Raw genomic sequence first — 21,503 nt, 5'->3', positions numbered from 1 at the left:
CGTAATGAAGTAAAAAGGTTTTAAAAGTAAGTATAGGGAGGAAGAATTTTTTACGGTGGCGAAAGGAAAGGCCTTTTTCAGGGACAAGATCTTATGAATTTAACCGGGGGGCCACCTACCCGGAATTGTTAACAGATCAGTCTTCCTATAGGAACAGGCAGGTATTTAATCTGTCAAAACCCGGGTGTTTTCGGTCATTCTCAACCCTGCCTTTTAGGCATTTCAGAGAGCACTTCCAGTAATACGTTTAGCTTGTTATTCAGTCAGTGTTGGTAACAAACCATCATCTTATTGTTTTACTGCCATTTATACCTAAACCATTATAAAGGCGGGCTTGCCATTATCAACAACCGGATTTTAGCCTTGGGTCCTTAACAACAAACGCCTGAACCTCTTCCCATTACTAGCTAACCTAAAACTTTTTGTCCTCTTTTTACGTATATTTATAGCAAAAGCTATGAAATCATAGTATAATGGACAGCGGAGAAAAAAAATTAGTTGAGTTAGTCAATCGGTGGGCAGCCTATAGCGAACAGCATCCGAACGCCGGCCTGGCCGATTTTTGTTTACATTACCTGACCGAACACTCGGCCTTTGCCCCACCAACCACCGATGCGGTACAATGGGCCGATAGCCTGAGCAGCCAGGCCCCCCGGGCAAGTGTGCCCATGAGCATGGATGCGCGGCTGGGCTCCCTGGTCGGCAAGCTGTCGCGCTACGCGACGATCTATTCCAAAAAAGCCATGCAGCCCCTCAATTTTAAGGGGATCGACGATCCGCTTTATCTGATGGCGCTGCTGCAGATGGGTACGCCCAAGAAAAGCGAGCTGATTTATGAGATGCTGTCGGAGTTTCCGTCGGGGATCGACATCATCAACCGGCTGATCAAAATGGAGTATATCGAAGAGTTTCCGGACGAGACCGACCGGCGCTCGAAACGGCTCCGGATTACCCCGCAGGGGATGGCCGTCGTGCAGCAGTGTTTTCCCGAACTGACCCGCGTGGCCGACATCGCTTTCGGTACCCTGACCGAGGGCGAAAAAGCGGTTCTGGTACACCTGCTCGACCGGCTGGCCATCTATCACGCCGACCACTACAAGGACCTGCGGAATGCCGGTTTCGAAGAGGTATACACCCGTATGTCCGAAGCATCATAAGGTCTGCTTAAAGCCAACCAATTCCGGGTTTCCGGTGTTATCAGGGCGTATGAGCAACAAAAGTCCTGTTTGTTCTTTTACCGTAGCAGCGGCCCGCTCCTTCACCGTGGGGCGGCCGGACTGCGCCGATTGCTCTTTCATTCTTTTGCTCTTTCACCGCGGCAGCAGACCGCTCTTTACCCCATGCAAGACATCGAACCTTACTACGGTTGGGAAAAATATTACGTCTCGGCCGATGACGAGCGCTCTCCCTTTTACGGACGGGAGTATAATCTGAATCAGTACGAAAACACCATCTATGGCTATTACATTCATCCGCTCTGGGATGAAATCGGCTCCGAAACGCTCTATTGCAAAATCCTGTTTGTGGATTATGAACGCCGGTATGCCATCATTGAGCTGTTTGGCGAATGGAACGACACGCTCCATAACGACATCATGTACCTGAAACGCCAGGTGGTCGACCTGCTCAATGAAGAGGGAATCAACCATTACCTGCTCGTGACAGAGAATCTCCTCAACTTCCACGGCTCCGATGACAGCTACTACGAAGAGTGGTTCGACGATGTGGAAGAAGGCTGGATCGCGGCCATCAACGTACCGGAGTTTATTGAGCGTGAATGGAAGAAATACCACCTCGACTATTACATCAATTTCGGGGGTACGCTTCAGGTCGGTAACTGGCGGACCTTAAAGCCGAAAATGCTTTTTGAGCTCGTCAGTAATCTGATTATACGCCGGATTGGATAAGTTAGCAAACGGTATGCCCGAAGTCATTGAAAAAGTCAGCAAGACCATCTAACTTACAGGCTTATTACTAACCATTCTGACACATGGAAGAGAACGCAAAAAACGAAGCCAAAGAGACTGTTTCCGATAAAATTGACGCCCTGAAATCAGAAGCCGGTGCCCAGATCAATGCTGCTTCGGAGAAGCTCGGTGAACTGAAAGACCAGGTTGTTAACAAAGTGAATGAAATGGCGGCGGAGGTCGATGTCGACGGACTGAAAACCCAGGCATCGGCAAAGCTTGCCGAACTTAAGGCTGAAGCGGGCGAAGTCGCGGCCACAGCCTCGGCCAAATTCGATAGCCTGAAAGCCGAAGCCGGTGAAGAACTGTCGGAGTTTAAAGAAGACGCCGCCGAAAAATTAAGCGAACTGAAAGCCGAAGCCGCCGAAACCCTGGAAGCTGCCGAGAAGAAGTTCGATGAGCTGAAGGCCGAAGCATCGGAGCAGTTTGACGAGCTGAAAGAAAAAGCCAAAGACGCCTGGAATAAGCTGTTCTAGCCGCTAACCAATTATCCGGTTCCGCACAAAGCCCTGTCGCCCTGACAGGGCTTTGTGCTTTTAAGAACAATTTAATAAGCAATTCATAATTTGATTTATTAACTTAACGTAGTATTAGAACACTATGTATTACTTGTTAATGAGTAGTTTATACTGGTTCTTTTATTTAGTTAATCACTAACCACGTATAAATCAAAAATCTTATCAATCAGCATGCAACGGTTCGATGAAAATTTCTGTCCGACCCTACAAACCGGAAAGAAAGGTTTTCGTTCCGACAGCTAATGAAACCATATGCCCTGGCTAACTCCGATTACCCAGCCACTGACCGCTGCGCAGGCGGCACACCTGCTCAGACGGGCAACGCCCGGGCCAACGCCTGAGCAGGTCAAGACCTTTACCGGTATGAAACCGGCAACCGCCGTAACGACGTTGCTGGCCGATCAGCCGGTACCTGCCCCTCCCCTCGACGCCACAACGGGGCAGACCTACACCGATAAACCCTTCGTAGAAGCATCGCAGGGCAACCACCAGAACTGGCTCAAAGGCTGGTGGTTGAACCTGATGATCAGCGAAGGGACATCGGTACAGGAAAAAATGGTCTTGTTCTGGCAAAATCATTTTGTTACAACCTTCGCCGAGGTCAACGACAGCCGGTTTATGTACCGTTACAACATGCTGCTCCGGCAACATGCACTCGGTAATTTCTCCGACTTTGTGATTGCGGTCACCAAAGATCCGTCGATGCTCCGGTATCTGAACGGCAACCAGAATACACAGGGCAAAGCCAACGAAAACTATGCCCGTGAATTACAGGAACTGTTTACTATCGGCCTCGGCAAGGGCAATTATACCGAAGCCGACGTGAAGGCCGCCGCCCGTGTTCTGACAGGCTGGACTGATACCGGCTACCGCAACACAACCATTCCGACGATTGGTTCGACGTTCCGGATTGCGCAGCACGATACGCTCGACAAAGCCTTTTCGGAACTGTATGGCTCCGTACTCATTAAAGGCCGGACTACAGCTACGGCGGGCGATGAAGAAATCGCCGACCTGATCAAAATGATTCTGGCTCAGGCAGAAACGGCACGTTTTATCGTCCGGAAACTCTACATCTGGTTTGTCAGTTCCGACATTACGGCCGATATAGAGAAAAATTACATTGAGCCCCTGGCCAAAATTTTCCGCGATAGCAATTACCAGATCAAGCCGGTATTGACGGCCCTGTTTACCAGCAGCCATTTTTACGAAGATACCCTGACAGGTGCCATTATTAAGTCGCCGGTTGATCTGATTGTAGGGGCTCTGCGCTGGTTTAAGGTTACCCCGCCCGACCCGGTCAAAGACACGACCAACTTCTACACATTTACCAATTACCTGCTGACCCGCGCCCGCGAGCAGCAGCAAAATCTGATGGACCAGCCAACGGTTTTTGGCTGGGAGGCTTATTATGATACCGGTTACTACCAGGCATGGATTTCGGCCAGCACACTGGCCTTACGGGCCTATTTTACCGATCAGTTGGTGAACGGCCTGATAAAAGTAAACGGTAAAGCCTATACGTTTGACCCGGTTGAGGTAGCTAAATCCTTGCCCGATCCTTCGGATGCCTTTAAACTGGTCGACGATCTGACGGGCCAGCTCTTCGCGGCCGCACTCACCAACGCACAAAAGGATTTTCTGGTGGATACGGTGCTGCTGGCCGGATTGCCGCGCTACGAATGGCCGGGCGACTGGGTAGACGCCACGCAGAACAACATTGCGGCCAAACGTACGGTCGTGAAAATGAAGCTTACGAATTTATTTCTGTACCTACTCCGCATGGCCGAATTCCAACTTCTATGAAACGTCGTCATTTTCTAAAACAGGCCGCCGCCGGCATGATGCTTCCGGTGCTTTTTGATGGCTACGGTGCGCGCGCGTTCGGACAGGAATCGGCCTTTGTCCAGGCATTGGCTAAACTGGCCGATGTGAACGACCGCGTACTGGTCATGATCCAGCTCAACGGCGGAAACGACGGCATTAACATGGTACTGCCACTCGACCAGATGAGCAAATACACCTCGCTACGGTCGAACATTGCCATTCCCGAAACCAAAGCACTGAAGCTATATAATACGCTGACCACGGGCCTGCATCCGGCCATGACCGGCCTGCAAACCCTGGCCAACGACGGTAAGCTGTCGATTGTGCAGGGTGTTTCGTACCCGTCGCCCAACTTTTCACACTTCCGTGCCAGCGACATCTGGTTTACCGGTGCCAACGCCAACCAGACCCTGACAACCGGATGGCTGGGACGTTACCTGAATACCGAATATCCGGGCTATCCCGACAAATACCCGAGCCCGAGCATGCCCGACCCGCTGGCGGTACAAATCAGCGCCATTGCGTCAACGGCACTGTTAGGCCCCAGCCAGTCGATGGCGATTGCGATTCAGAACCCCGATACCTTTGCCGCGCTGGTAGGCGACAAAGCCGTACAGGATCCCGGCACCGGTACGAATACCCCTGCCGGCCGCAACCTTACGTTTATCCGGCAACAACAGGTATCGTCGGTCCAGTATGCCGCTCAGCTCAAAGCGGCGGCCACAAAGGGCAAAAACCTCGTCACGTACCCAACCAGCAACAGCCTGGCCGACCAGCTCAAAATTGTGGCGCGGCTGATTCACGGGGGTTCACGCACGAAGGTCTATTATGTCTCACTGGGCGGTTTTGATACCCATGCCAGTCAGACAACCGCTACCGATACCACTACCGGCACGCATGCAACCCTGCTTAAACAGGTATCCGACGGCATTAAGGCCTTTATGGACGACCTGAAAGCCCAGGGTACCGAAGACCGTGTGGCCGGCATGACGTTCTCGGAGTTCGGGCGGCGGGTGGCGTCGAATGGCAGCATCGGCACCGACCACGGCACGGCCGCTCCGGTGTTTGTATTTGGCAAAGGCGTGAAAACACAGTTTATCGGGAAAACCCCGAACCTGTCCGATCTCGACAACGGGAACCTGAAAATGCAGTATGACTTCCGGCAGATTTATGCCACACTGCTGACCGACTGGCTGGGCGAAACAACATCAACCGTGACGAGTGTACTGCAACAGAGTTTTCAGCTGCTGCCGATTTTCCAGCAGCTTTATCTGGGTACCGAAGACCCGGTCGCCGACTTCCGGCTCTATCCGAATCCGGCGTCGAGCGAAGTGTTCCTGCAATCCGATGTATTACGGGGCGAGGTCCATACGGTCGATGTCCTGAATTCTGCCGGCCAGTGGCAGCGCGTGCCGACCCGCCGCCTGTCGGCCGATCAGTTTCAGCTGACGGTCCGCGACCTGCCGATGGGTACTTACATCATTCATGTCGAAACGGATCAGCAACGGATCAGCAAACGCCTGCTGGTAACGCGCTAGATTAAATTTGATCTATTGAAAAGAGCCGTCTGAAACAATCAGACGGCTCTTTTCGTCTATATTTACACCCTATCCGGCTTTGCTATGCGCTCAATCGTCATCATCGGCAACGGCATTTCGGGCATCACCGCCGCCCGCGAAATCCGCAAACACAGTGCTGACTCCATCACGGTCATTTCGTCTGAAACGGAGCATTTTTTCTCCCGTACCGCACTCATGTACATCTACATGGGCCACATGCAGTACCAGCATACCAAGCCCTACGAAGATTGGTTCTGGGCCAAAAACCGGATTGACCTGGTCCATGCCCGCGTTGACCGGATCGACACCGGTGGCCGGCATCTGACACTCACAGACGGGCGGCGTATTCGCTATGATGTACTGGTGCTGGCGCTCGGCTCAACCCCCAATGAGATCGGCCTACCGGGCCACGCAGGGCAGCAACTGACGGGTGTGCAGGGCCTGTACAGTCTGCAGGATCTGGAACAGATGGACACCGATACCAAAGGCATCCGGCAGGCGGTCGTGGCCGGTGGTGGCCTGATCGGCATCGAGATGGCCGAAATGCTCCTGTCGCGGGGTATTCAGGTAACGTTTCTGGTCCGGGAAAGCAGCTTCTGGAATCATACGCTCCCCGAAGCCGAATCGGCAATGATCTCGCAGCATATCCGTGACCATACCATTGACCTCCGTCTATCGACCGAACTCGCGGAACTGATTGACGACGGAACGGGGCGGATCAGTTCCGTCCGGACAACCCGCGGCGACCTCATTCCGGCCCAGTTCGCCGGCATCGCCATTGGGGTCCGGCCACAGATCAGCCTCTTGCGCGGCACAGGCATCGACACCGACCGGGGAATTCTGGTCAACGCGTTTCTGGAAACTAACGTACCGGATGTATACGCCATCGGCGACTGCGTTCAGCACCGCACACCGCCAACCGGGCGGAAAGCCGTTGAGCAGATCTGGTATACCGGCCGCATCATGGGTGAAACCGTTGCCAAAACCATTCTGGGCAAGCGGACAGCTTACCAGCCCGGCGTTTTTTTCAACTCCGCAAAATTCTTCGACATCGAATACCAGACCTACGGGCTCGTTCCGGCCAGACTCCCTGCCGATGGCAGCCTGCAAAGCCTTTACTGGCAACATCCCGAACAGGCCAAAGCGCTCCGGATCGTCTTTACGGGCGATGACCGGCGGGCCGTAACAGGTATGCATACGTTCGGAATCCGGCAACGGCAGGGTATCTGGGAGCAATGGATCCAAACCGGCGCTCCGGTTCAACAGGTTATGGCGCACATAGCCGACACCAATTTTGATCCTGAATTTGTGCAGCGCCACGAACCGGCCATTGTCAGCCGCTTCAACGAAATGTTTCCGGAAATGGCCGTATCCGTGCCCGCAGCCCCAAAAAACTGGCTAAGCCGGTTATTCAGCTAAACAGCCATGCAGATTGTTACGCAATGATGGTAATGCTGTTATCCGATTTGTTAGTCAGCAGCGCGTACATGGAGAGCGTTCCGGCAGCAATCCGCTCAGCAAAGAGCTTTTTCCGGCTCAGCAGCTGGATTTCCTGCGTCACGACTTTGGCCGCGAGGGATTCATTGGTGTCATAATCAGTTGCCAGCTCCCGGATCAGCGATTCGCAGGCGATTCCGCGTTTATTCCGGTTTTCCAGCACGTTCCGTACAAACATACACGACGTATCTGCCACCACATACAGGTGACTGATGTTCTCCTCCCTGATCAACCGGTCAATAGGATCAAAAAAATCATTGTCGTAAATATGGAAAATGGCGGCCGGTGCCGTCAGAAAAAATACCGCCCCCGTTTCTTTGACAATAAAATTCTCGATCTGACAGAACGGGCACACTAAAAAAAGATTATTGGCACCTGACGTACCTATCCTGTTGGCCGGCATGCTCTTCGTAGCATGCCGGCCATTCTCATGTAACATACTCACCATAAACAGCTTAATCACAAAACATGGTCATCGATCTACAATCAGAAGTGCCGTAAGCGGACAGACACCGCCCACCTATAGCGGTGTATTATCCGTAAAACCGCCCTGTCTCAGATACTTTATGGTCAGCAATAGCAGCAGCAGGGAAATACCCTTTAAAACACCAGCCAGCAGTTGATCGTCTGTCTTAAACACCAGCAGCATACAGAGTAATGAAGGCAGAAAACAACCCAACGGGAGCAGTTTTTTTTTCATGATCAGCCAATCAGGATATCTGCCGTAAGCGTACAGTGCTTTTCTTTCGCCAGCATCAGTTGCCGTGCTTCATGCAACGACTGCTGAAGCTGGCGGATTCTGCGCTCCCGCATTTTTATGTCTTCTTCGCTGTCTGTTCCGGCGATTTTGCGTTCGTGAAATTTTATTTTCACGTTGACCATGCCAGTCAGGATATCGATTGCTTCGGTCGGCGTAAAATCGCCTTTGATCAGTTGTATGTTCATTGTCGCGCTGTGATTATTGACCCTGTCCAAGTGAAAAAGCCGGTTTACCATCGAAAGCATACAGGTTTTCTGTTTTGATGACATCGATATGTTTTTCGTCGGCGGCCTGGAGCAACCGGATAATGTCCTGCTTCGTAAGCTGTTCCCCTTCGGCAGGCTTGAACCGGCAGCGCCAGTGGTCGGTGCAAAACGTTTCAGGGAATCCATCGGGGTATACTTTGATGCCCCGGTTTGTAATCATACTCAGCTGTGCGGCCGGTGTATTCAGTTGTTCGACAAGGGCGGCGAGCTGTGCTGCATCCTCCCCGTTCCAGTGCACGAAAACATCTACGCCCTGCAGCTCTTTTTTCTTCGCCGGCTTACGTACATACTTCGGCAGATTCAGCGTGGAGCCGTTGCCGTAGTGCACCGCTTTCAGCTGCGCGGGTTTCTGGCCGAGGTTATTGATGACGGCTTCGGCAAACTCCTTTGTACCAACCTTTTGCGTACTGACACCTTCTTTGTAGATGTCGTAGGTATGAATGCCGTCCTCAATGGTTTTGAGCCATGCATTCTGTACCTTCTCCGCAACGTCGGCCTGGCCGATATGGGTAAGCATCTGAATGGCCCCCTGCAACAGCCCCGAGGGATTGGCCATATTCTGCCCGGCCCGCCGCGGAGCAGACCCGTGTATGGCTTCGAACATGGCACAGGCCTCCCCGATATTTGCCGAACCGGCGAGCCCGACCGAACCGGCAATCTGCGCCGCAACATCGCTCAGCACATCGCCGTAAAGGTTCGGCATCACGATCACGTCAAACGCTTCGGGGGTATCGGCCATTTTTGCCGCGCCGATGTCGATAATCCAGTGTTCGTTTTCGATCGACGGATATTCCTGGGCGATCTCGTCAAATACCTGATGAAACAAGCCGTCGGTCTGTTTCATGATGTTATCCTTCGTAAAGCAGGTCACTTTACGGCGGCCGTACCGGACCGCATACTCAAAGGCGTAGCGGATAATTTTTTCGCAACCCGGCCGGCTGATCAGCTTCAGACACTGCACGACTTCGTCTGTTTGCTGGTGTTCAATGCCCGCATACAGATCTTCTTCGTTTTCCCGCACAATAACGATATCCATCTGCGGGTGTTTGGTTTTCACAAACGGATGCAGACTGACACAAGGCCGGATGTTTGCATAAAGGCCCAGAAATTTGCGGGTCGTCACATTAAGGCTTTTGTAACCGCCCCCCTGGGGGGTTGTGATTGGTGCCTTCAGAAAAACCTTGTTTCTGCGGATAATGTCCCACGACTCCCGGGCAATACCTGAGGTATTGCCGGCCAGATACACTTTTTCACCGATCTCAATTTCATCAATCTCAATCCGGGCCCCTGCGGCTTTAATGATTGAGAGCGTGGCATCCATAATTTCGGGACCGATACCGTCACCTTTTGCTACCGTTATTCGTTGCATTTTCTTTGCGTTGATTGACGGTGCAAAACTGAGAAAGGCAGATTATAAGTAAAAATATAACTTTGCAATACTCATCATAAATACTTTTTATGAACTACACACTAAACCAGCTTCGGGTGTTTTTGAAAGTGGTGCAAACCCTGAGCATTACAAAGGCAGCCGAAGAACTGCACCTCACCCAGCCCGCGGTGTCGATTCAGCTCAAAAACTTTCAGGATCAGTTTGATATTCCGCTGATTGAGGTGATTAATAAACGGATTTATGTCACGGAGTTCGGGAGAGAGATCGCAGCAGCGGCCGACAGAATTCTGGCCGAAGTGCACGCGATCAGCTTTAAGATGCACGCCCACAAAGGGCACATCACCGGCAAACTTAAACTATCGGTTGTTTCAACGGGGAAGTACATTGCCCCTTACTTCATCGCTGATTTCATTAAACAGCATCAGGGCGTTGAGCTGTTGATGGATGTTACCAACAAAGCGCAGGTTGTACTGAGTCTGGAGAAGAACGAGGTGGATTTTTCACTGGTCAGCGTATTGCCGGAAAACCTGAGCACCGACCATGTTGAACTGATGCAGAACAAGCTTTTTGTGGTGGGCAACAACGATGTGCGCTTCGACAGTCCCGCCTACGACAAAGAGATTTTCGAACGGATTCCGCTGATCTACCGGGAGCAGGGCTCAGGGACGCGGCATGTGATGGAACGGTTTATCAAAAGCAACAGCCTGCCGGTGCAGAAAAAGATGGAGCTAACCAGCAATGAAGCCGTTAAACAAGCCGTTATCGCCGGTCTCGGGTATTCTATCATGCCGTTGATAGGGATCAAAAACGAACTGCAAAACGGTCAGTTACAGATTATTCCCGTAAAAGGCTTTCCGATTAAGTCAAACTGGTATCTGATCTGGCTGAAGGACAAAAAAATGTCGCCGGTTGCGGCAGCCTACCTCAATTATCTGAGACAGGAAAAGCAAAATATCATCCACAATAAGTTTGACTGGTTTGAGAAATACTGATTCGTAGTGGTAGCGTCTCCGGACGGCGGCGCCGCCGCAATATTACTTACGGTGCCCCGCGTTCTTTAGCCGTTAGAGCGGGCTTGATACGTTTCTACCGTTACCTGGCCCTAATCAGCTTCTGTACAGGCATTGCATTCCATCCATACAAAACAACAAAACATCATATAAAAAATAATACAACCATTCCGATACATTTTAGCCATAATAACGTCATATAAACATAAAATAATTGCTACAATATGGAGTTTCTCGGAAAAAATAATGAGTTTTTACAAATACAGGTTCTAAAAAACAACACCACCATTACATATGACAAATCACTGGAATTCCCTTTAATATTTATCTGGACTAAGGACAAATGTTCAGAAATAATTCACGAAGGCCGTAAGTATATCTTACCAATAAATACAATCATCTGCCTTACAGAGTTTCATGAATTAACGGTAAATAATGAATTAGAAACACGTCAAATAAAATTCAATAAAGAGTTTTATTGTGTGCTAAATCATGATAAGGAAGTTGGCTGTAAAGGGATATTATTCTACGGAGTCAATCAAATACCAATGCTTACTATACCAGATGATAAAATTGAACAATTTGAGATAATATGGAAAATATTTCAGACAGAACTTGAATCGAAAGATGATTTACAACTTGACATGCTGCAAAGTATTCTGAAACGTTTTATCATTTTGTGTACCAGAATCTATAAAGCACAAAACAACCTACATCAACAAAGTAGTACCGAGGTAAACATCATCAGAGAATTTAATTTCCTTGTAGAAAAAAATTTCAGAACAAAACATACAGTTAAAGAATATGCAGACATCCTGAATAAATCACCCAAAACGCTCTCCAACTTATTCTCGGCTTTGTCAGAGAAAACACCCTTACAGATTATTCATGAAAGAAAAATATTAGAAGCCAAAAGGCTACTTAAGTATACTGACAAATCAATTAAAGAAATAGCTTATGACATAGGTTTTCAAGACATCCATACGTTTAGCCGTTTTTTTAAAAAGATGGAAAAAATGAGTCCGTCTAGTTTCAAATGTTCAAGTGCAGGAAATATTGCCAATTTATAAGGAAAAACAACTAAACACATTTGCGCATAGTCAGCTTACTTTTGTATCGTACTTAATCTAGTCATAAACTAAATAAATAATGTCGGCATTTTCAGTTCCTTCCAGAGAAGAAGTATCTGCTAACAACCAAGCGATTTTTGATAATCTTAAAAAAAGTCTGGGCTTTGTTCCTAACCTTTATGCTTATTATGCAAAAAATGAAACAGCCTTAGGTGACTATCTTTCCTTCCAAAACAGGAAAAGTACCCTAAGAGCAAAAGAAAGAGAAGTAATCAACCTGGCAACCAGTCAGATCAACGGTTGTCGGTATTGTCAGTCTGCCCATACAGCGCTAGCTAAAATGAATGGGTTTAGCGATGATCAAATTCTGGAACTCCGAAAAGGTACGGCCTCTTTTGATGCTAAACTTGATGCATTGGTTAAGCTGACTGTCTCAATAGTAGAAAATAAAGGCCGGGCCAGTACAGACACTAAACAGGCTTTCTTTAATGCAGGATATACAGAAGCTAACTTAATAGATGTAGTATTTGTAGTTGGAGATAAAATTATCAGTAACTATATCCATAACTTAACAAGCTTTAGTATTGACTTTCCGCTTGCACCTGAGTTATAAACGGCAAGCAACAATTAACACTAGGAATAAAACACAAATAAAAAAATTCAAATCCTACCCACTAATACCATATCCTCCACACCATTATACCATTAACTTAAAGCAAGTAAATGGCTTAGCAAATGATAGAATCATTTGCTAAGTTTAACCAGTTACCACCGACGGATTATTATTAACGGAGACCCAGTAACCGGTCATTCAGTACAAATAAACTTATTACAATATACACCAGGTATTGCTAACTATTTACCAGAGAAGTTATTTTATAACAAGTAATTAGTTGAGTATTACACAAAGACAATTACAATTTGTGTGCCTGCTTTTTTATTCACCGTTCCTTATACACATGCTGTCTATAGATAAACTACTACAACCAACATAATTGGTACGAGTAGTTTATCTGAGACGGCAACCCTTTATACCCGGACATCAAACGTATGTATTACGCCTTATCATTCTCCCTGTTTAGCGCAGCATCACAAGAATAGCAGGTCATTCCCTGCGGGCCGCGAGAACGCTTTTGCGTCTGACCCGGACGTACAACACTCACCCCGGCGGTTAATATTCCCGTCAGCGTGGCTTTCCAGAGATAATTCATAGGTTTTGAGCCGTTATTTACCCTGCGACAGCGTTGATGTCATTACTTTCCCGTGTAAAACAGGCCGGTCATCTTTGGTATTCGGATTGAGAACAACCAGACTTTTCGTAAACGTTACCTGCACCTGATCCCCGTCGAAACGGCAGGTTACGCGGTCGTAGTGCGCCGTTTCGTTGAAGCGCCAGACCATCTCGAAGGTGTTCGGGTCGGTCCAGGTACCGCTGGCGGAGACTTTGGTTTTCGTTTCGCCCGGCACCGGCGTCGGCACCAGCTTTATCGGAATGACCGAAAGCCCCGTTTCGCCCTCTACCCGACGGCCCAGCCCGCACAGAATCCGGTGTTCGCCCTGCTCGTTTCGCATAGTAAACAAACACCCTTCCTTGCCGAAATTCAGTCCGACGGTTTTTACACCCATCGAATTGGCATCAACCGCAAACGTTTTCCCGCTGATCTGACTTACCAGCGGCGAGGTTGACGAAACGACCGGCAACGGCATCGACAAGGCCGCCAGTTTTTTGGTCAGCTGCTGATGTGCGGTGGCATCGGCAGGTAAACTGCCGGACCGGAACCCACCCAGAATGTGCGTCCACACCTCATCCATGACCGCCTGCATATCGCCCGTTTCGCTCGTAATCGCTACCACGGCGTCTTCCTTCGGCAACACGATGCAGTACTGCCCGAATGCGCCGTCGCCCCGGTACGCGTCGTGGCGGCAACGCCAGAACTGGTAGCCATAGCCTTGTAGCCAGTCATTCTGTTCTTTCGGCCGCGAACCGCCCGCCGACTGTACCTGAAAGCGGGTGGCATCGGCAATCCAGGCTTCGGGCAGAATACGCTTGCCGTTCCACATGCCTTTCTGCAGGTACATCTGCCCGAATTTAGCAATGTCTTCGGTCTTTACCCGTAGGCCCCAGCCACCCACGCAGATGCCGTTCGGGTCAACCTCCCAGTCAGCCCCTTCAATGCCCAGCGGGTCGAAAAGCCGTGGTTTCAGATAAGCCAGAACAGGCTGACCGGTCAGCTTCTGCACAATGGCCGACAGCATGTAGGTTGCCCCGCTGTTGTAGACAAAATGCGTCCCGGGCTGGTGATCAACGGGCTGTGCCAGAAAGGTTTTTACCCAGTTCGGATCACTGCCCCCGCGCACGGCAGCGGTCGTATCCTTGTCGTGGCCGGTCGACATCGTCAGCAGGTCTTTTACCCGCATTGCCGCCAGATTTGTACTGATGGTCGCCGGTACGTCGTTCGGGAAAAACGACACTACCTTATCTTCGACACTCAGCCTGCCTTCTGCCACCGCCAGCCCGACGGCCGTTGAGGTAAAGCTTTTGCTGAGCGAATACAGGGTGTGTTTCAGCGTCGGGCTATAGGGTGCCCACCAGCCCTCAGCTACCACCTGCCCATGCCGGACCACCATGACACTATGGACATTCAGTTTCCGCGACTCGACGGCGTTGATAAAGTCCAGGAGTCCGGTCGATGATACGCCCTGCGTTTCCGGTATGGCGCGGGGCAGTTTAAACGTCCGGTTCGGCGCGGCGAAGGTTTCGCGGGGCAGGCCGGCGACAGCATATAGGCCGGCCAGTCCCCAGCCCATGTGTTTCAGAAATTCTCTGCGATTGGTTTCCATCATTGGTAAGGGTTTAGACAGGTAACTTCCGGAACAGGGCCGCCTGGCGACCGTACGCGGCTATGGTTTAGAACTTCCGGGAAGTTACCTATCTAAAACCCGGATGATCACGGATTTACCTATCCGTCCCTGCTTTTTCAACTACAACATTACGACTTTTGGCTACATCCGTTTTTTGCGTAGTGCCGAACTTTGCCTCAACAAAAAAACAGAAACAATGAAACTATCAGACAACACAATTTTAGTTACAGGCGGCACGGGTGGATTCGGCATTGAATTTGCCTCAAAACTCATTGCTTTAGGGAATACCGTCATCATCACCGGACGAAACGCGCAGAAACTTCTGGAGGTTAAACAGCAACTGCCGCAGGTACATACCATACAAAGCGATGTCAGTAGCGCAGAGGACATTGTCCGGTTGTATGAGCAAGTCATCCGGGACTTTCCGGCCCTGAATATCCTCATTAACAATGCGGGCGAAATGCGTAAAATCAGCCTGCACCATCAGCACGAACTAACCGATATTACCCGTGAAATTGACATCAACCTGATCGGGCCCATCCGGATGGTTCAGCAGTTTCTGCCGCACCTTAAGACCAAACCCCATGCGGCGATCATGAACGTAACGTCGGGCATTGCGCTCATGCCTTTCCCGATTTCTCCGGTTTATAGTGCCAGCAAAGCAGGACTCCGGTCGTATACGCAGGCATTACGGGTCCAGTTAAAACACACAAACATTAAGGTTATGGAGTTGGTAGCGCCGGGTTCTTCGACCCCGCTGAACGATAAATTTGTGAACGAAGACGGTTTCAATGCGGGTATGTTGATGGCCCCTGACAAAATCGTGGACACGGCTATCAAAGGGATGAAAAACGACAGGGATGAAGTGTACCCGGGCCTGGCCGGTGTTATGCGTGTGCTGAGCCGGATCGCGCCTAATCTGCTGATTGCGCAGTCGGGCAAAATGGGCGCCTCATTCATGTACGGGAAATGATTAATTTGTCTTTTAAACAAGCCAGCAATGAAAATCGTCAGTATTATCCTTCTTTTAGTTTCGGCCTTCCTGAGCATCAAACATGGCTGGGACGCATTCCGGCCGGCCAATGCCGAACAATCAAAAATGATGGCCGATTTAGGCATCACCCAATCCATCATGCCGTTTATGGGTGCCCTGTCCATCCTGATTGGGCTGATGCTGCTTTTCCCGCAAACCTTTTTCATCGGCAACCTGCTAAACGCGGTTATTATCCTGTTGATCATGGCCTTGTCGCTGCGGGCCGGGAACGTTCGGATGGCACTCATCGAAATTCCGTTTCTGGCCTTGCCGCTGCTCTTAATCTGGTTAAAATACCCGTTCAAAAACTAACTGTCATGGACCATACAAAGCCATACCGGATTAAGTCTATTGCCGAAATCCACCGGCTCATGAACCTGCCAAAGCCACATCATCCGCTCATCGGCATTATTGACCTGAAAAATCTCAGAAATGACACGGGGATTAACGCCGTTATTTCAGACTTCTACGTGGTATCGCTGAAACGGGGGTGCGATAAGCTGTTTTATGGCCAGCAGAAATATGATTTCGATGAAGGGCTCATGGCGTTTATGTCGCCGGGGCAGGTTTTGCGCGGCGAAGACAACGGTGTACCGCACCATCTGGACGGCTGGATGCTGTTTATCCACCCTGATTTTCTGTGGAATACGACACTTGCCAAAAAAATCAAGCAGTACGAATATTTCGGGTATTCGGCAAACGAGGCCTTGTTTCTTTCCGACAAAGAAGAAACGGTCATCAACGGCATTGTGAACAATATCCGGGAAGAATATCACGCCAACATTGACAAATTCAGCCAGGATGTGATTATTGCCCAGCTCGACGTGCTGTTTACGTATGCCCAGCGGTTTTATGAGCGCCAGTTTATCACCCGGAAAATCACCAACAGTAAAACGCTTGAACGCGTAGAAGACGTGCTGACAACCTATATCAACGATGAAGAACGTTTATCCGAAGGGCTGCCCACGGTTCAGTACATTGCTGAAACCCTCCACATGTCGGCCAAATACCTGAGCAGCATGCTGAAACAGCACACCGGCCTGACAACGCAACAGCTGATCCATGAAAAGCTGATCGACAAAGCCAAGGAAAAGCTCTCGACCACCGAACTGTCCGTCAGCGAAATCGCCTATGCGCTTGGTTTTGAGCATTCCCAGTCGTTCAACAAGCTGTTTAAGGCAAAGACAAAACAAAGCCCGCTCGAATTCAGGCAGTCGTTTAATTGAGCGATTAAATGCAGACAAACTCTCCGGGGGTTTAAAACCTTCGGAGAGTTTATCCAGCATCCGGTTTCCAGCCTCCCCTCACAACTCCTTCACCGCGATCCGCCGGAAGCGGTGGGCACCGCCGGGCTTCCAGGAGCCGGCCATGCTGAAGGCCTGTACGCCCGGCTGATAAGCCGACGACCAATGGGCCTGCAAGCCGATCATGCCTTCGGTCGCACCCGCCACAAAGTCATTTTTGGGTTCGGTAATGTCCCACATCAGTACGTCATTTACCCACAACGTCAGGTGTGGCACCTCGCCTTCCATCCGGATCCGGAATGCGTTCCAGTCGTTGGCCCGCCAGACCGACGCCAGTTTCGTGGCTTTGGCCGACTGGCTGATGGGCAGCATTTCGCCCAGCAGGTCGCCGGTGCCGCCGGGCGTGGCCAGCTCAATCTGGTACGCCTGCCCGCTCTCCGTCGACCGCAGGAAAATACCGCCGTTGCAGAATGAATCAATTTTGGCTTCCAGATACAGCTCGAAATTGCGGAATTTACGGTCGGTCAGCAACACACCGCCCTGCCCGTACGGCTGTTGTTTGAGGACAATCGTCTCGTTTTCTACGTAAAAATTACCGGTCGTCCCCTGATGGGTCGTCCGGCTTTTGTGCCATCCGGTCAGGTTTTTCCCGTTGAACAGCGGCCGGAACCCAGCCGGTATTCCCCTTCCCTGCCCGAAAGCAGTTATGGCCGATAATACACTGACCAGCAGGCAGCTCAGGTGAAATAGACGTTTCATTTTTCTGTCTTTACTTCCATCACAATCCGTACGCCCACATCCCAGCCATTGGCCGGACCGGCGGCGTGGGTCATGTACGTAGCATTCTTTACATCGCCGACAAACGACGCGCCTTTGAGCACATGCTGCCTGCCCGTACGCGGAGGCACCGGATCAGCAAACTGCTTGTCGTTGTACCAGTCCTGTACCCACTCCCAGACATTGCCGAGCGTGTCGTACAGCCCCCAGGCATTGGCCGGCTTCTGCCCGACCCTATTGGTGGTGCGGGTACCGGTCTGCGCCGTTTGCCAGATGGTTTTCCATGGGATATCACCCTCCGCGCCCGCGCGGGCGGCATACTCCCACTCAAATTCGGTCGGGAGCCGGTACCGGTGCGCGTTGTCGAGCTGATTTAATTTCGCAACAAACGCCTGTGCATCGGCCCAGGTAATGTTTTCTACGGGATGATCAGCCGTTTCACCCGCTAGTTTATCTCCCTGAAAAACCGACGGATTCCAGCCCATTACCTGCGTCCATTGCCGTTGGGTTACCTCGAACCGACCGATGTAATACGGCTTCCGGATCGTGACCGGAAAACCCGGACGCGCGTCCTGCCGGGCCAGTTTTTCGGCCAGTTTAAACTCCGCATCGGTCCAGTACACATCCTTGTCGCCGGGTTTAGGATACACCGGCTCAAACCGGCCCACCACCATCGTCCCCGGCCGGATGAGTACGAACTCCATCCCGACCGCATTCGTAATCGATGCCGGCTGCGCCATCAGACCGCCCGGCAACAAAAGACCGGCCAGGATAGCGTATATGCGTTGATAACTAATCATATAGCGTAATTGAGGCTAACGGAAACAACGCATCGGACGGCGGCACCTTGTCGTTCCGGAACATAAAATACACATCGTGCCGGCCCCGCACCGCTTCTTTGAGGGTGGCTTTGGAAGCCGTTGTTTTCAGGTTACGGTCGCTGCCCGGCGGGCCACCCCAGAAATTACCGATACCGCCCGGAAACTTCTTGATGTTAAACTGCTCTTCCTTCAGTTCCGTCGTGCCGATAACCGGCCCTGTCGGCGAATTCAGCCGGATGTCGATAAACCCGCCACGGTAAATGTCATACAGGTGCCAGTTGGGCCGGAACTCAATCTGCCGCACGTCCGTCAGATCAAGCTGCCGGAAGCCGATGTACGTATTCGGTTTGGCCGTCATAAAGGTATAGTCGTCCAGCTGATCGCGGACGGCCCCTTGCACCACCTCTGCATCGGTGGGCACTAATCGCGGTGCCCGCAGAACGACAACCGCTTCCGTTGTCTGCGACGGCACGCTGGTCGGCCGGTCGGTATAAGCAGCCCGCAGCAGGTATTTGCCCCGCCCCGGATCATCGGCCGGAACACGCGTGGTATATGACCCTTGTACCGGCAACGTACTGAGTTTCTGTGTATCGATGTTCAGTATGTATCTGACGATAGTACGGGCATCGGCCAGTGCCAGCGTCGGATGGGCGGGCATGATGGCTTCCGTACCCCAAACACCGGTACCGCCCGTAATGATCTTTTTCGCCAGCCGGTCGGTCGCTGCCGGATCGGTTTTGTATTTACCGGCCACCTCCCGGTATGACGGGCCGACGCCTTTGCCGGCCGTATTATGGCAGTTGCCGCAGTCGGTTTTACGGATCATTGCCCGTGCCACCGCAAACTGCGTCGAGGCATCGACTTTTTGCTGGTTGATGTGCGCATCGGCAAAATCGAAGCCTTCTGATACGTAATCGATGCTGACGGCCACCTGTTCGGGTTTGATACGGCCGTTGCTCAGGCTGCCATCTTCCCGGTCCGTTACCGCAACGGCATACGAAACCGGTTTGTCCGGGAAAAAGAACTGTGCATTTCCGGTCAGCGTCAGCCCCACGACGGGAGGTTCGTTGCCCGCCACAAGCCGGATCGACTGGCTGTTCTGAGCGCCGTGTGCATCCGTAACCGTCAAGGTAGCGGTATACACCCCGGCCTTTTCAAAGACTACCGATGGGTTAGCCGTTGTAAACGAGCGGGTTGGCTGTCCCTTGCCAGTCACCTGCCAGCGGTATGTAAGCTGGTCGCCGTCGTAATCTTTAGTACCGTCTGCCAGCAGCGTTACCGACAGGGGCAACGCCCCGCCCCGCTTACTGGCCGATGCCTGCACGACCGGCTTCCGGTTACCGGCATTATATTCAAGCCGCACCAACCGTGCTTCAGCCGGTGATTTCAGCGTACTGCCTCCATATTCCAGCACATACAAATCCCCCTCCGGCCCGAATTTCAGGTCAATTGGCTGGCGGGGATGGTAATCGGGCGCAAAACGCTCCATGCGGTCGTAGTCGCCGTTGGGTTTCATACTGATGGCCATAATCCAGAACCGCGACAGGTCGGCCGCCAGCCATTTTCCCTCGTAGTATGCCGGAAACGGCCGTTTCGGACTGGTAAAATCAGACCGGTGATAGACCGGACCACCAATGGCACAGCGCGAACTCGACCCCACCAGCGGAAACGTCTCCGATACGGCATAGGGATAGTAAATAAACGCCGGTTGTGCCGGTGGCAGCTCCGTCAGGCCCGTGTTATTCACCGACTTGTTGACGGGATGTTGCGGATCGAGCTTGTGCGTCGGTTTGTTGGTGGCATAGTCATAGATGGGGTAGGCATAATTATCGCCGATGAAGTAAGGCCAGCCGAAGAAGCCCGGCTTCCGGGCCTGATTCAGCTCGTCGTAGCCACGCGGCCCGTTCTCCGAATCCACATCGGCGTCCGGCCCGATTTCGCCCCAGTAGAGCCAGCCCGTTTTACTGTCGATGGATGGCCGCCAGGCATTGCGGGTGCCCATGACGTAGATTTCCGGCCGTGCCCGATCTGCGTTTTTCGGGAACAGATTGCCGGCCGGAATGCTGTAGGTGCCGTCTGGCTCGGGGTGTATCCGCAGAATTTTGCCCCGCAGGTCGTTGGTGTTACCGGCCCCGCGCTGATCGTCCCAGCGGCTGCGGCCGGGCCGTTCATCGGTCTGGGCCATATAGGAGTTGCCGGTATTGTTGCCCACAGTGAGGTAGAGATTACCGGCCGCATCCCAGGTCATGCCGCCACCCGTGTGGCTGGTTTCGGCACGGTCGACCGGAATCTCAAGCAAGACCTTTTCCGACGCCTGAATCAGTTTATCATTCCGTAGTTCCCAGCGGGTGAGCCGCATCTTACTTTCGGTCGGATGGGCGTAATACAGGTAAATCCAGTGGTTTTTATCGTAGTCAGGGTCCATTGTAAAACCGACCAGGCCCTGTTCATTCTCCTTAAATACCGGAATGGTAGCGATCAGGCCGACGCTGTTGGTCACCGGATCAAATTTTTTAAACGCCCCCTTGTGCTCGATGATGTAAACCGTCCCGTTTCTGAGTACCTGAAAAACCATTGGTTCATCAAGTGCACCTTCGGGAGTCAGTACCACAGGCGTAAAGCGGTTATCATCCGGTTTGGGCGGTTGCCCGTCCGTAAAACTGCCCAACAGCAGCGAACCGGCGGCCAGGACAATCAGACCTGTAAGCGGCCACGTTTTCATCATAGGATTCTGATTACAGGATTAATCAAGGACAAATTACGAAACAATCAGGAGTTTATATTGCTTTCCGGTCAGCCATCTACCCGTCTCTATGTGATGCGGTTAGCCTCTTTCCAACCAAAGGCCGGGTTTCTGTCTGTTTCTGAGTTCTTTTGGTTCTATGACCGAATGCCTTAATTT

20 protein-coding genes are annotated in these 21,503 nt (G+C 51.4%); 12 read left to right on the top strand and 8 right to left on the bottom strand.

Annotation, left to right across the window (positions count from 1 at the left end):
* Positions 1–473 precede the first annotated feature (473 nt).
* The 6 genes from BLX24_RS26770 (at position 474) to BLX24_RS26745 (ending at position 7,290) form a co-directional block, all read left to right on the top strand.
* Positions 474–1,157 carry a MarR family winged helix-turn-helix transcriptional regulator gene (locus BLX24_RS26770; RefSeq protein ID WP_071506300.1) on the top strand — a complete coding sequence of 228 codons (684 nt, stop codon included), beginning with the start codon at positions 474–476 and terminating at the stop codon, positions 1,155–1,157.
* 183 nt (positions 1,158–1,340) lie between these two features.
* Complete coding sequence (locus BLX24_RS26765; protein WP_071506299.1) at positions 1,341–1,907, top strand: hypothetical protein; 567 nt, start codon at positions 1,341–1,343, stop codon at positions 1,905–1,907.
* Between the two features lie 83 nt (positions 1,908–1,990).
* Complete coding sequence (locus tag BLX24_RS26760; protein ID WP_071506298.1) at positions 1,991–2,443, top strand: hypothetical protein; 453 nt, start codon at positions 1,991–1,993, stop codon at positions 2,441–2,443.
* Positions 2,444–2,737: 294 nt separating this feature from the next.
* Positions 2,738–4,291, top strand: a complete 1,554-nt coding sequence (locus tag BLX24_RS26755) for a DUF1800 domain-containing protein (RefSeq protein ID WP_071506297.1) — start codon at positions 2,738–2,740, stop codon at positions 4,289–4,291.
* A complete protein-coding gene (locus BLX24_RS26750; protein WP_071506296.1) occupies positions 4,288–5,850 on the top strand; it encodes a DUF1501 domain-containing protein in 1,563 nt (520 codons plus the stop codon). The genes BLX24_RS26755 and BLX24_RS26750 overlap by 4 nt, the downstream gene beginning before the upstream one ends.
* An 84-nt stretch (positions 5,851–5,934) precedes the next feature.
* Positions 5,935–7,290, top strand: a complete 1,356-nt coding sequence (locus BLX24_RS26745; RefSeq protein ID WP_071506295.1) for an NAD(P)/FAD-dependent oxidoreductase — start codon at positions 5,935–5,937, stop codon at positions 7,288–7,290.
* Positions 7,291–7,306: 16 nt separating this feature from the next.
* Here the strand turns inward: BLX24_RS26745 and BLX24_RS26740 are convergent, their stop codons facing one another.
* The 4 genes from BLX24_RS26740 to BLX24_RS26725 all read right to left on the bottom strand — a co-directional run bounded on the left by BLX24_RS26740 (position 7,307) and on the right by BLX24_RS26725 (position 9,763).
* On the bottom strand, positions 7,307–7,807 hold the full coding sequence (locus tag BLX24_RS26740) for a hypothetical protein (RefSeq protein ID WP_143092824.1): 501 nt from the start codon (positions 7,805–7,807) through the stop codon (positions 7,307–7,309).
* Positions 7,808–7,888: 81 nt separating this feature from the next.
* A complete protein-coding gene (locus BLX24_RS26735) occupies positions 7,889–8,068 on the bottom strand; it encodes a hypothetical protein (RefSeq protein WP_071506293.1) in 180 nt (59 codons plus the stop codon).
* Between the two features lie 2 nt (positions 8,069–8,070).
* Complete coding sequence (locus tag BLX24_RS26730) at positions 8,071–8,313, bottom strand: hypothetical protein (protein WP_071506292.1); 243 nt, start codon at positions 8,311–8,313, stop codon at positions 8,071–8,073.
* A 13-nt stretch (positions 8,314–8,326) separates the two neighbouring features.
* Positions 8,327–9,763, bottom strand: a complete 1,437-nt coding sequence (locus BLX24_RS26725) for an NADP-dependent isocitrate dehydrogenase (RefSeq protein WP_071506291.1) — start codon at positions 9,761–9,763, stop codon at positions 8,327–8,329.
* An 89-nt stretch (positions 9,764–9,852) separates the two neighbouring features.
* On the opposite strand from BLX24_RS26725, the gene BLX24_RS26720 reads away from it, so the two are divergent.
* The 3 genes from BLX24_RS26720 (at position 9,853) to BLX24_RS26710 (ending at position 12,477) form a co-directional block, all read left to right on the top strand.
* Positions 9,853–10,776, top strand: a complete 924-nt coding sequence (locus BLX24_RS26720) for a LysR family transcriptional regulator (protein WP_071506290.1) — start codon at positions 9,853–9,855, stop codon at positions 10,774–10,776.
* Positions 10,777–11,018: 242 nt separating this feature from the next.
* A complete protein-coding gene (locus BLX24_RS26715; protein ID WP_071506289.1) occupies positions 11,019–11,864 on the top strand; it encodes an AraC family transcriptional regulator in 846 nt (281 codons plus the stop codon).
* Positions 11,865–11,943: 79 nt separating this feature from the next.
* Complete coding sequence (locus BLX24_RS26710; RefSeq protein ID WP_071506288.1) at positions 11,944–12,477, top strand: carboxymuconolactone decarboxylase family protein; 534 nt, start codon at positions 11,944–11,946, stop codon at positions 12,475–12,477.
* A 611-nt stretch (positions 12,478–13,088) separates the two neighbouring features.
* Here BLX24_RS26710 and BLX24_RS26705 read toward each other — a convergent pair.
* Complete coding sequence (locus BLX24_RS26705; RefSeq protein WP_374755020.1) at positions 13,089–14,708, bottom strand: serine hydrolase domain-containing protein; 1,620 nt, start codon at positions 14,706–14,708, stop codon at positions 13,089–13,091.
* Positions 14,709–14,922: 214 nt separating this feature from the next.
* Between BLX24_RS26705 and BLX24_RS26700 the strand changes: the two genes are divergently transcribed.
* The 3 genes from BLX24_RS26700 to BLX24_RS26690 are packed head-to-tail and all read left to right on the top strand — an operon-like array spanning position 14,923 to position 16,985.
* Positions 14,923–15,699, top strand: coding sequence for an SDR family oxidoreductase (locus tag BLX24_RS26700; protein WP_071506332.1), 777 nt, complete (start codon positions 14,923–14,925; stop codon positions 15,697–15,699).
* A 27-nt stretch (positions 15,700–15,726) separates the two neighbouring features.
* On the top strand, positions 15,727–16,071 hold the full coding sequence (locus tag BLX24_RS26695; RefSeq protein ID WP_071506286.1) for a hypothetical protein: 345 nt from the start codon (positions 15,727–15,729) through the stop codon (positions 16,069–16,071).
* A gap of 5 nt (positions 16,072–16,076) precedes the next feature.
* The gene (locus BLX24_RS26690; protein ID WP_071506285.1) at positions 16,077–16,985 is read left to right on the top strand and encodes a helix-turn-helix domain-containing protein; all 909 of its coding nucleotides are present in this window, start codon (positions 16,077–16,079) and stop codon (positions 16,983–16,985) included.
* Between the two features lie 78 nt (positions 16,986–17,063).
* Here BLX24_RS26690 and BLX24_RS26685 read toward each other — a convergent pair whose 3' ends face one another.
* The 3 genes from BLX24_RS26685 to BLX24_RS26675 are packed head-to-tail and all read right to left on the bottom strand — an operon-like array spanning position 17,064 to position 21,326.
* On the bottom strand, positions 17,064–17,762 hold the full coding sequence (locus tag BLX24_RS26685) for a 3-keto-disaccharide hydrolase (RefSeq protein WP_071506284.1): 699 nt from the start codon (positions 17,760–17,762) through the stop codon (positions 17,064–17,066).
* Positions 17,759–18,580: a formylglycine-generating enzyme family protein gene (locus tag BLX24_RS26680; protein WP_229201901.1), complete on the bottom strand. Its 822-nt coding sequence runs from the start codon at positions 18,578–18,580 to the stop codon at positions 17,759–17,761. The genes BLX24_RS26685 and BLX24_RS26680 overlap by 4 nt, the downstream gene beginning before the upstream one ends.
* On the bottom strand, positions 18,573–21,326 hold the full coding sequence (locus BLX24_RS26675) for a PQQ-dependent sugar dehydrogenase (protein WP_071506283.1): 2,754 nt from the start codon (positions 21,324–21,326) through the stop codon (positions 18,573–18,575). Before BLX24_RS26675 ends, BLX24_RS26680 begins: the two co-directional genes overlap by 8 nt.
* Positions 21,327–21,503: the final 177 nt, after the last annotated feature.

This window comes from Arsenicibacter rosenii, assembly GCF_001870735.1.
Taxonomy (GTDB): Bacteria; Bacteroidota; Bacteroidia; order Cytophagales; family Spirosomataceae; genus Arsenicibacter; species Arsenicibacter rosenii.
The sequence above is the reverse complement of the archived record's forward strand: the minus strand, read 5'-3'. Positions and strand labels throughout refer to the sequence as shown.